Below are 11903 nucleotides of genomic sequence, written 5' to 3'. Positions count from 1 at the left end.
ATTGTTTATCGTCGTTGAAAACATTGTAGCCAAGAAGGAGTAAAATGACTCTTTTCTTTTTACACAATTATATGGACTTAATCTTGCTAATCACCATGCTTTTTACTACGTTATTTGTACTGTTATTTATGATTTTGCACCTCAAAAGAGAACCCGTTAGAATGAAAAAGGGAGCATCCTTTGAAAGTCGACGTAGTGACGAGTGGTGAACAATTTAATTTGTTCAAATAAACCGTACTTTTTTCTTAAATAAGTTTTGCAATCCTTGTGCGATCAAATTGAAGGTGAAAATTGTATATGTCATGGCAAGTGCTGCGAAGAATGGGATCCAAATCGGTCCACGAATATCATTGAAGGCATCAATGAACATAGCTGGCCAAGTAATAGAATTATTAACTAGCTTGGATAATCCACTTACTTGTTGAACCAGTTCCTGCGAGATGAAGATACCAATGAATCCTAGCTGACCCAATATGAAAAGTACACGCCCTAGATCAGTAATCATATAGACAGCGATTTTTCCATAAAGGAATGGTAGGTAGTAGGTTTTCAGCATGGTAAAGGGGGTTGCCCCACTCGCAATACCCGCTTTAATGAATTCCTTTGAAGACAGCTCATCGAATTCTAATTTAATCATATCAGCCGCTCTACCTATTTCCACGAACGCGAGTATAAGGATGATATACACTGGTCGGATATCTGTCGTGAGGATTGGTGGGAGGGTTACAAGTAAAATTACGACAACAATGGTTGGGATATAGGATAGAAATCCGTTCAACCATTGCAAGATGGTTCTTGCCCCTAAAATATTCTTATGAGCTAAAAAAGCTAATGGTATGGCAACTAGATAACGTATGAGTGTAATAAGGACGATGATCGCCATGGTTTCTTTTGCACCCATGACGAGTAAGCTTAGCATATCCCTACCTTTAGTGTCAGTACCCATTAAGTGCTCTTCAGAAGGAGGGTATGGAGGAATTATAGGCTTTTTATTTTCATCCATTACATACAAAATGGTGTTCAGTTTTTGATCGACCACCGGCAAATATTTTCCAAAAAAAGTCACGTAAACTAAAGCAGCCAACATGGTTAACCCCAGCCATAAAAGAGGATTCATTTTTATGTGGTTGAATACTCTCATTACATTCCCCTCGCTTCCTTAGGAACTAAAACATTCTTTAAAATTTGCGTAAGAACCATAGCAGCGAACATGAATCCTAAAAAAGGAAGCATATAAGCTAATGCTCTTGCTTCTTCATTTTCCAGAATGCTTTGCAATAATTGATATCCCGCACCATTATACCCAGACAATTTTTCGATGATTGGCAAGCTAGATAATATGTATAGCATCACTAATTGAGTCTGATTCAGTAAAGTAGACCAACAATTCCAAAGCATGTGCACTAGAGCTTTGGTTTTATCTAAGCCTTTTGCATAGACGGTTCGTAAATATTCCTGTCCCATTTCATTTTCCAAGGCAGCGGTTGTGAAATTGGACATATGAATAAAGGGAAACAGGCTGACTGCACATAAAGGTAGAATAAAGCTATACCACTGATCGCTTCCGTACAAATTAAAATGAGGGAATCCAACCCGTATCAATTTGATAAACATGTACTGGATTGCGATATAAAGAAAAAAGTCAGGGATCGAGGAAAAAAACCAAGAAAGGGTAGCTTGTATCTTTCCTAATTTCCTGCTTCTGTTATAAAACCTTACGACTCCAAAGAGTATGCCCAATGAGACGCTTATTATAAAGGAAGGGATGACGATTTTAATACTTCTTCCGAGCATTTCTTTAACTTCATCTTTAATGGGTATGCCCGTTCTTTCTACTGTTCCGAAGCCTTTTTCAGTTTGGAAGTGATGGATAAAATCATCGATTCTTTCCTTATATAGTTCAAAACTAAATGGATACTTAGTTTCTACATGATGAACAGAAAAAACCACTACCTCTTTTTCTCTTGGTAGTAAAAGGATTAAGATAAATCCGGTCAGTATTAAGAGAAAAATAAGGAAACTTTTGGTGATTTGCCAAACCAAACCATAACCCCCTTTGTTTGAATTCTATCTAAATATTTTTAATATAATGAAAATTATAACACGTTTGTGACAAATATTACAAAATAAAAGTAAAAAAATTCCTATTTTTAGAATTTCGTAGCATTTTGAAAGTAAAAAATATAGAACAGTTAGTTGCTTTGTAGGGAAAGTTAAATAGAAAGTAATAAAATTTACTGAAGTGATAATTCTATTATGAGCCCATAGAGTATTTGGCTTGGGGTCTAAGGTTAGTAAAAAAGTTACAAGGTTGTTAGAAATGTGAAGCATGTAGTAAATCTTGTAAATAGTGGATACTAAAAATTGTTAACCATTACCCTTACTGTGCTAATATGATGTAGTTCATGATTTAGTCTAATGGAGGTGCAATATTTGGCACAGTCCTTTTTACAATTAAATTCGATTTTTATTAGTATTTTAATAGAAGCTATCCCATTTGTATTAATAGGTGTTTTGATATCTGGTTCGATTCAGATGTTTGTTTCTGAAGAGATGATCGCTAGGGTTATCCCTAAAAATCGTTTTTTGGCAGTTTTATTTTCTAGTTTAGTCGGCTTTTTCTTCCCAGCATGTGAATGTGGAATCGTTCCAGTTACTAGGAGATTATTAAAAAAAGGAGTTCCATTACACGCAGCAATCGCTTTTATGTTAACGGCTCCTGTATTAAACCCAATCGTACTCTTTTCCACATACATCGCTTTTGGTAACGATTGGAAAATGGTGCTTTATAGAGGTGGCCTAGCATTAATTGTGTCCATAACAATTGGAATCATTCTATCGTACCAGTACAAAGACAATCAGTTACTAGATAAATTCACAAAACCTGAACACAATCATCAAATAAGAAAAACATTCATCGATAAACTGACAGGTACTTTGCGACATTCAGTCGATGAGTTTTTTTCTGTTGGGAAATATTTGTTCATTGGAGCTTTAATTGCTGCTTCCATGCAGACTTTCGTAAAAACTTCAACCTTATTAGCAATCGGGCAAAATGAATTGTCATCCTCACTTGTCATGATGGGAATGGCATTTGTGCTATCACTTTGTTCAGAGGCTGATGCTTTTATCGCAGCCTCCTTTAGTAGTACGTTTGCAACTGGGTCATTGATCGCTTTTTTGGTATTTGGTCCGATGGTGGATATTAAAAATATGCTTATGATGTTAGGTACTTTTAAGAAAAGATTTGTGTTTGTCTTAATCTCTTATATTGCGTTTTTAGTGTTAATTGGTTCACTTTTACTGTAAAGGAGGGAAGATATGTTTAGAACATTGATTTTAATGGCATTTACCTATTATTTTTTTCACCTCCATGCGAGTGGAGATCTAAATAAATACATCAATATGAAATATTCGTATTTATCTTATATTGCAATTTTTATTTTATGTATCCTAACCATTGTACAAGGCTATTATTATTTGAAGAACGATGGAAAACAGGGGCACGAATGTCATGATGGTTGTGATCACGACCAAGAACATGAAGATAATAAGCCTTTAATTCAAAGAATCGGGATATATGTCATATTTATCTTTCCTCTAGTCACAGGATTCTTTTTTCCAATTGCTACACTAGATTCAAACATAGTAAAAGCAAAAGGCTTTTCCTTTAAAGGGATGGAAACAGATGACCCATATGCTGTCAGACAATATTTGCGTCCGGATACTAGCATTTATTATGGAAAAGAAGGCTATGATGAAATCATGAAAAAAGAGTTGAAACTCTATTCCTCTAAAAATGTTATCTCGTTAAAAGAAGAGGATTACTTAAAGGGGATGGAAACTCTCTATAATTATCCTGGTGAATTTATGGGAGATATTGTTACTTTTAAGGGTTTCACATTCAAAGGGGATGCGATAAGCGAACGTCAATTGTTTGTCTTAAGGTTTGGGGTCATACATTGTATTGCTGATTCAGGTGTGTTTGGCATGTTAGTGGAATTTCCCGAAAAAATAAACTTGAAGAATGATGAATGGATTTCAGTTAAAGGAAAGATTTCTTCACAATATTATCAGCCTTTTAAATCCACGATTCCTGTATTAAAGGTGGAAGATTGGGAGAAGGTTGAAAAGCCAGAAGATCCTTATGTATATCGGAATTGAATGAATGTAGTTGCCTAATCTGTGAACACATAATGTTGAAGCTTTTGGTAAAAGTAATTGTATCATCATTGTGTTAGTATGGAGGATTTACTATGAATCATTCTCATATAAAGCTCGTTGCGTCTGAAATTGCTGTATTATGGACCGCTTATATGAACGACAGCATGGCAAAATGCATTCTGGGGTTTATGCTTCAGCATATTGAGGATCCTGATATCAAAAAAGGTGTCCAGATTGCCTATAATCTTTCTTTGTCGCATTTGGAAAAACTAGAGGCGATTTTTCTCAATGAGCAATATGCTAAACCAAATGGCTTTACACAGAGAGATGTGAATATGAATGCACCTTGTCTTTTTTCGGATACATTTTGTTTAACTTATGTAAATCATATGGCGAAGACTGGACTTCTGGCTTATGGTGGTTTTGTATCCATGAGCGTTCGAGAGGATATTAGAGAGTATTTTATACAGGGTCTCACTGAAACGTCTGTTCTTTATGATAAGACGATACACATCGCTCTTGCTAAAGGAATTTACATTAAGCCTCCCTATATTGAGGTTCCAAAAGAAACGGATTATATCGATACGAAGAAGTACTTTAGTGGAGTGAAAATCCTCAATAATCCGAGACCGCTTAATTCGGTTGAAATCTCCCATTTATTTATGAACGTCCAAACCAATGCCATCGGAACGAAACTTGCCTTAAGTTTTGCTCAAACATCACCAACGAAAGAGGTTCAACAGTTTTTACTTAGAGGAAAAGATATTTCAGACAAGCATATTAAGGTGTTTTCGAAAGTGTTGGTTGACAATAATATTACCGTTCCCGGGTCACCCGATGTTTGTGTAAGTAATTCCACAACTCAAACGTTTTCGGATAAACTGATTATGTTCCATATGTCACTTTTAAATGCCGCTGGAACAGGGAACTATGCAACCGCAGCTGCAGCTAGTCAAAGAACAGATTTAGTGCTAAATTACGAAAGGCTATCACTAGAAATCGGTCAGTATGCAAAAGATGGTGCCTTCTTGATGATACAAAACAATTGGTTAGAGCAGCCTCCAGGGACACAGGACAGAGAAGCTTTGGCAAAAAATAAAGGCTTGAAGTAGTAAAAAGGATCTCATGCGCAGCAGGGATCCTTTATTAATTCTTATTCTAATTCTTACATAAGTTGTTTCATCATTTCTTCATCCAGTTTCAACGATTGGATTGATTTTTTGCTACTGGTTGGATTCATATATCCCTGTTTATTGGGATATTGTAAGTTTCATTTGAGTATATAGGGGAAGAGAGTCCATATTCATCCATCATCAAATTAATATATTCTCCATTCCCTTTAACCCTATAAATGAAATGGGACATATTTCAATAACCAAGTTAAACGGAGGATAAAAAGATGTGCAACATTTGTTAATTTACTAATGAATTGATTACGGCTTCTTTACAATACTAAAGAACGAAGGAGTGTTCTATAAAGTTCATGAGTTTAATCTTTTAAAGGTGGTGGAAACAGTGAGTGTAAAAACAATCACGGTAAAAGATCTTGTTCGAAAAATTCTAAACCATGATGATTTGTTCATTATTGATGCGAGGAATACGGATGACTTTGATGATTGGAAAATCGAGGGGAAGAATGTTGAAATTATTAACGCTCCATATTTTGAATTGCTAGAAGGAATAGATTCCATCCAGGATAAGCTTCCAAAGGATAAAGATATTTATGTGGTGTGTGCAAAAGGAGGCTCCTCAGAATTTGTCGCAGAACAAATCGAGGAAGCGGGCTTTGTGAATGTTTATTCTATCGCTGGAGGAATGAAAGTGTGGAGTGAATATCTGGAACCAATAAAAGTAGGAGATTTAAAAAGTGGTGGATCAATTTATCAATTTGTCCGAATTGGTAAAGGATGCCTCTCATATTTAATCGAATCCAATGGAGAAGGTGCCATTGTTGACACAAACCGAATGATTGAACAGTATGAAGATTTCTTGTTGAGTAAAAATGTCAGTTTGAAGGCCTTGATTGATACACATCTTCACGCGGACCACATTTCAGGGGGAAGACAGTTAGCTGAAAAAATGGATGCACGGTATTACCTTCCACCAAAGGATGCAGAAGAAGTGACATTTTCTTATAATCCAATAAACGATGGAGATTCGGTAATGATAGGGAGCGTAGAGATTGAAGCCCTGTATTCTCCCGGACATACTATTGGTAGTACGTCATTTATAGTGGATGACCAATATTTACTGTCGGGGGATATCTTATTTATTGATTCGATTGGAAGACCCGACTTAGCGGGTAAAGCACAGGATTGGGTCAGTGACTTAAGACAAACACTTTATAAACGTTATAAAGTGTTAGCAGACGACTTACTCGTGCTGCCTGCTCATTTTATGGGTATCAATGAAATGAATGATGATGGAAGTGTGTCTGAAAAACTAGGTACATTATATAAACAGAATCATGGACTGAATATTGAAGATGACGAGGAATTTAGAGTAACTGTAAGTGAAAATCTTCCACCACAACCGAATTCCTACCAAGAAATTCGAGAAACCAATATGGGAAAAATCATCCCAGATCTCGAGCAACAAAGGGAAATGGAAATCGGACCAAATCGATGTGCTGTCAGATAGGATGACTAGGGGTACCTAACTGGGTATCCCTTGTTTTTAAATGGTTTTTAGCACTCCACTACGACTTGTTGACAACTATTCGTTAATAGATTATTATATACCCCATAAGGTATTTTAATTTCAGGGAGTGATAATTGATATGACGTTAATAAATGGATTAATTATTGCACTAATTATTGGATTCTTCCTACCAAGAATACTTCCAGCAAAAGGAATCAACCATATTACGACAACAGAATTGAAGCAACAATTAAAAGATAAAAATAAACAATTTATCGATGTTAGATCGCCTGGAGAGTACAAAGTAAATCATATTAAAGAATTCAAGAATATCCCTTTACACTTGTTAAGTGGAAGAGCGGGTACCCTTTCAAAGGAAAAGGAAGTAGTAGTAATCTGCCAAAGTGGAATGCGAAGCAATAAAGCAAGCAAAGAATTAAAAAAATTAGGATTCACAAAAGTAACTAACGTTAAAGGCGGCATGAGTGCATGGTAGAATGAACCACAAAGTGAGGTGTCTTCGATGGAAGAAGGCAAAGATAAAACCATTGATTCTAAATATATTCAACAGCATCTAGCGAATGAGCGTACTTATCTTGCGTGGGTCAGGACTAGTATTACCATTATCGGAGTGGGATTCTTGATTACGAATCTACACTTTACAACCTTAACGAATGAATTTGCAACTGGAGATATTTTAGCTAAAATCATTGGACTTGCTTCCATTTTGGTAGGAATTATCACATTGGCTTTAACCACTATTAGTTATTTTAGAAAAGGGAAAGACATTAATGTAGATAGGTTCACCTTTTCTCGTATTTTAATAGTTTTCTTAACTACTTTATTAATGCTTATTTTTCTAATTTTTGGTGCTTATTATTTAGTTGTTTGGAAGATAATCTAGGATAACTTTGAGGAGGAAATGGTTATGTATTTTAAATCATTTTTTGATGAACAGCTTGCTCATATGTCTTATCTTGTTGGTTGCCAAAGAACGGGAGAAGCGATTGTCATTGATCCAGCAAGAAATATTGAGCCCTATTTAGAAGTAGCTAAAAAGGAAAAGTTAAGAGTGACAGCTGTAACGGAAACGCACATTCACGCTGATTATTTATCTGGTGCAAGGGAGCTTGCAGAACGTGTTGGAGCAAAACTCTATGTATCCGACGAAGGGGACCAAGACTGGAAATATCAATATGTTGGGGAGTACAACCATGAACTATTGAAGGAAGGCTCTACCTTTTTTGTTGGTAATGTAAAATTTGAGGTTCTTCACACACCTGGACATACTCCTGAGAGTATTTCTTTCTTACTGACTGATATTGGTGGAGGAGCGAATGAACCAATAGGGATTTTTACTGGGGATTTCTTGTTTGTTGGTGATGTCGGCCGTCCGGACCTATTGGAAAAAGCGGCGGGTGTTGCAGGAACGTCTGAAAGCGGAGCTATTCAAATGTTCGAATCACTTCGCAAAGTAGAAAAGGTTGCTGATTTTCTTCAAGTGTGGCCTGCTCATGGAGCTGGAAGTGCATGTGGTAAATCTCTAGGAGCGGTACCAATGACCACTTTAGGCTATGAAAAGAAATTCAACTGGGCGTTTCAAATCAAAGATGAGAAGGAATTCGTTCAAGAATTATTGAAAAATCAACCAGAACCTCCGAAGTATTTTGCTGAAATGAAGAAACAAAATAAACTGGGACCAGCATTGGTAAATAAAGCAGAAACTCCAGAAGTATCCATACCTGTTGAAAAGGGAGTAACAGTCGTCGACACTCGTGAAGCTAACGAGTATGCAGAAGGTCATATCGAAGGAACTATCAATCTACCATACAACCGTTCTTTCACAAATTGGGCGGGATGGCTATTAAGCTATGATAAAAATATTGTGTTAGTTACAAAAAAAGCAAAGTTAAAAGAGATTAAGAGGTCATTAGAATCAATAGGTTTGGACCAAATTACGGGTTATGTTGAAGCTGATACTCTAAAAGCTGGAGTGGAAACATACGAAAGTGTAACCGTTCAAGCTGCCAAGAAACTGCTAGAACAAGACGATTACTATATGATTGACGTAAGGAACCAATCTGAATGGAATGTAGGTCATATTCCAGGAGCACATCACTTTATGTTAGGAACTTTATCCGATCATCTGGAGAAATTGCCAAAAGACAAAACCTTGATCGTTCATTGTCAATCAGGAGCTCGTTCAGCTATTGCCACAAGTGTTCTTCAAGCCAATGGCTTTAAAGATGTATTAAACATGACAGGCGGATTTGAAGCGTGGGAGAAACAGGGATTACCGGTTGAATAAGGGGTGTTAAAGAGAAGCGTAGGATGCGCTTCTCTTTTTTTTCGTGAAATGCTGTAATATGAAAAATGGTCTTGATTTGATTTAAGTTACAAGAAGATTCATCCAAAAGCATACAAATTGGGACAAACTTCTTTCTTTATAGACAATATTTGTTAAAATTAAGGAAAATACATTAGGAGTGAGGGTTGTGGCAATAACAGTTCCTGAGACGATTCGGTCCTCGGCAACAGCTGGTGAGAGACTATTGTTTAGAACATTAAAGAGTTACTTACCAGATGATTATATCGTATATTACGAACCTGAGATTCGAGGTAAGCGTCCGGATTTTGTAATTGTGGGACCTGATCTTGGAATTCTTGTTTTAGAAGTGAAGGACTATACAAAAAATACCATTATGATGGTAAATCATGATGAATGGACCATAGTCAATGGCAAAAGTGAGCAAGTTACTGTGAAGAGCCCGTTGAGGCAGGCAAGGGATTATATTTTTCATATAGCTGATGCTCTAAAAAAAGATGTGAATTTAATTCATCATGATGGACCATATAAATTTCAATTAAAGTTTCCATATGGTTTTGGTACAGTTTTTACAAGATGTACTCAACAGGATTTCGTTGCAAACGGTTTGTATTCTGTTATCAGTCCTCAATTTTCACTGATGCGGGATGAAATTGATCCGGAAAATGAATCCTTTTCTGAAGAAAATTTAATGGAGAAATTATTAAATATGTTTGTCACCTCATATAGGTTAAGGAATTTACTCTCTTATGAGGATATACAATCTATAAGGTATCATTTATTCCCAGAAGTAAGAATCAGTGCTGAATTCAAACAAGTTGTTCCTTATCAAGATCAGATTTTATTATCTTTGCATGATATTAAAACGATGGATTTGCATCAAGAAAATCTTGCAAAGCAATTGGGTGATAAAAACCGTTTAATTAGAGGAGTTGCGGGAAGTGGAAAAACATTAATACTTTCCAGCCGAGCAAAGCTGTTGGCAAAAGAAAATCCTGATTGGAAAATTCTGATACTATGTTATAATATCTCACTTTCAAACACAATCCAACACATGATTGAGCATATGTTTGAGGAGCAAAGAGATTTATTTGATTTCGATTTTAAGGATAATTTAGTAGAAAAAAAGGTCAACCATCGAATAGAGGTATTTAATTTTCATGCTTGGTTAAAAAATTGTCTTCGTATTCATGAAAGGCAAATTCCATTATTGCTAGAGAAATTAGAGAGACAGGAAACCATTCTTCCACAATATGACGCTATCTTAATTGATGAAGCTCAAGATTTTGAACAGGATTGGTTATTGCTTGTCAGTAAGCTTTTAAACCCTTCTACTCAATCTTTACTACTGGTAGAAGATAGGGCTCAAAACATTTATAAAAGAAAGAGAAGTTACGTACAGGACACAGGATTGAATTTCCAGGGACGTTCCAAGGTGTTGACAATTAATTACCGGAATTCCGCAGAAATCGTAAACTTTGCATGGGATTTCTATCAAAAGAATTCATCCTTGAAAAATAAGGTAGTTTCAAGGGGGTTTGAAGGTGAAATCATCACGCCTAAAAGTACCAGAAGAAAGGGTCCAGAACCTGCCATTTATAAAGCCAACAACTTTAAAGAAGAATTATTATTAGTAGCAAAACAGATGAAAAAGCTTCATGAATTACATAAAATTCCATACGATCAAATGCTTGTATTATATAGAGTTAAAAAAGATAAATATACAAATTATATTGATAGTATATTAAGTGCTTTTACGGCAGAGGGTATTCCAGTGTATTGGCTTACTGAAAATGAATATTCAAAGCGCTCATATGATAAGAATGATGGTAATGTAAAAATATCTACGATTGATTCAAGTAAGGGATTGGATTTCCAAGCTGTATTTATAGTAGGTATCCACAATATGCCATTTGCTTTAGAAGAAGATGTTGAAAGAGAAGTGTCTCTATTATATATTGGCATGACAAGGGCACAAACATATTTGTGTTTAACTTATTCTAATGAATCTATGTTTTCTCAATATTTAGATTCCGTAAAAAATGCAAGAACTCAATCAAAAATTTTGTCAGTTAAAGATTACTAAGAGACCACTGAAAATTAGTGGTCTCTTAGTTTTACAGAACAACTCTCCAATTAGGATCACAAGTTGCCTTTATGGTTTTTCTCTCCAGGATATAATTAGCAATAATCTCAGTCATATCAATCTGAATTTCCTTGAGGACTGGCTTATCTTTAAACATCGTGTATCCGCCAACGCCACCTGCCCGGTAATTGTTCATAACTACATCATATTATCCTTCCAATTGAAGGGGAGACAAACTCCCCGAACAGTATCCATGAAAAAAAGCCATGCATTATTACATGGCTATTATTATTCCCCAAAATCTGATTGGACAAGTACTTCTTCTTTATTGGGATAGACCTTTTCAATGTGTTGCTCTCCCCAAGCGCATAGGGAGTCAAGTATGAATTTGAGTGACCATCCATAGTCGGTCAGGGAGTATTCCACTTTCGGAGGTACTTGGTTATAAACCTCTCTCAGAATGACGCCATCGTCCTCTAATTCACGTAGCTGTTGAGTTAACATTTTTTGGGTGATGCCAGGCATTAGTTTTTTTAATTCGCTCGTACGTTTTTTTCCTTTGATCAAATGACAAAGGATTACGACTTTCCATTTTCCCCCGATAACATCTAGAGCAGCCTCTACTGGAATATTATATTTTTTCATCTTAATCCTCCTTATAGTAATCAAAAGGAACTATAAAGTGCC

At 35.9% G+C, this 11903-nt stretch carries 11 protein-coding genes and 1 pseudogene; 8 read left to right on the top strand and 4 right to left on the bottom strand.

Features of this window, described 5'->3' with window-relative positions; genetic code table 11:
• Nucleotides 1-223: 223 nt before the first annotated feature.
• On the bottom strand, nt 224-1141 hold the full coding sequence (locus DBX25_RS19145) for an ABC transporter permease subunit (RefSeq protein WP_108672360.1): 918 nt from the start codon (nt 1139-1141) through the stop codon (nt 224-226).
• Nucleotides 1141-2043 (bottom strand): ABC transporter permease subunit, encoded by a 903-nt coding sequence (locus DBX25_RS19140; protein WP_108672359.1) that lies wholly within the window; start codon nt 2041-2043, stop codon nt 1141-1143. The genes DBX25_RS19145 and DBX25_RS19140 overlap by 1 nt, the downstream gene beginning before the upstream one ends.
• A 375-nt stretch (nt 2044-2418) precedes the next feature.
• Here DBX25_RS19140 and DBX25_RS19135 point away from each other — a divergent pair, with 375 nt between their 5' ends.
• From DBX25_RS19135 to DBX25_RS19100, 8 genes are all read left to right on the top strand, one after another.
• On the top strand, nt 2419-3309 hold the full coding sequence (locus DBX25_RS19135) for a permease (protein WP_108672358.1): 891 nt from the start codon (nt 2419-2421) through the stop codon (nt 3307-3309).
• Nucleotides 3310-3321: 12 nt separating this feature from the next.
• Nucleotides 3322-4164, top strand: a complete 843-nt coding sequence (locus DBX25_RS19130) for a TIGR03943 family putative permease subunit (RefSeq protein WP_108672357.1) — start codon at nt 3322-3324, stop codon at nt 4162-4164.
• 92 nt (nt 4165-4256) lie between these two features.
• The gene (locus DBX25_RS19125) at nt 4257-5276 is read left to right on the top strand and encodes a DUF3231 family protein (RefSeq protein WP_108672356.1); all 1020 of its coding nucleotides are present in this window, start codon (nt 4257-4259) and stop codon (nt 5274-5276) included.
• A gap of 403 nt (nt 5277-5679) precedes the next feature.
• Nucleotides 5680-6804: an MBL fold metallo-hydrolase gene (locus tag DBX25_RS19120; RefSeq protein WP_108672355.1), complete on the top strand. Its 1125-nt coding sequence runs from the start codon at nt 5680-5682 to the stop codon at nt 6802-6804.
• Nucleotides 6805-6943: 139 nt separating this feature from the next.
• On the top strand, nt 6944-7300 hold the full coding sequence (locus DBX25_RS19115; protein ID WP_108672354.1) for a rhodanese-like domain-containing protein: 357 nt from the start codon (nt 6944-6946) through the stop codon (nt 7298-7300).
• A gap of 27 nt (nt 7301-7327) precedes the next feature.
• Nucleotides 7328-7708: a YidH family protein gene (locus DBX25_RS19110; protein WP_108672353.1), complete on the top strand. Its 381-nt coding sequence runs from the start codon at nt 7328-7330 to the stop codon at nt 7706-7708.
• 24 nt (nt 7709-7732) lie between these two features.
• Entirely contained in the window at nt 7733-9112 is a 1380-nt protein-coding gene (locus tag DBX25_RS19105; protein WP_108672352.1) for an MBL fold metallo-hydrolase, read from the top strand.
• 187 nt (nt 9113-9299) lie between these two features.
• Nucleotides 9300-11216 (top strand): 3'-5' exonuclease, encoded by a 1917-nt coding sequence (locus tag DBX25_RS19100; protein ID WP_108672351.1) that lies wholly within the window; start codon nt 9300-9302, stop codon nt 11214-11216.
• Between the two features lie 31 nt (nt 11217-11247).
• Here DBX25_RS19100 and DBX25_RS19095 read toward each other — a convergent pair.
• Both DBX25_RS19095 and DBX25_RS19090 read right to left on the bottom strand, forming a co-directional pair.
• A pseudogene (locus DBX25_RS19095) lies at nt 11248-11424 on the bottom strand (bifunctional metallophosphatase/5'-nucleotidase); the annotation flags it as partial.
• An 80-nt stretch (nt 11425-11504) separates the two neighbouring features.
• Nucleotides 11505-11861, bottom strand: a complete 357-nt coding sequence (locus DBX25_RS19090; protein WP_108672350.1) for a winged helix-turn-helix transcriptional regulator — start codon at nt 11859-11861, stop codon at nt 11505-11507.
• Nucleotides 11862-11903: the final 42 nt, after the last annotated feature.

Origin of the sequence: Peribacillus acanthi (genome assembly GCF_003073175.1) — a bacterium.
In the GTDB taxonomy this organism is placed as follows: domain Bacteria; phylum Bacillota; class Bacilli; order Bacillales; family DSM-1321; genus Bacillus_BN; species Bacillus_BN acanthi.
Note: the sequence above shows the minus strand (reverse complement) of the source record. Positions and strands in the feature narration are given on the sequence as shown.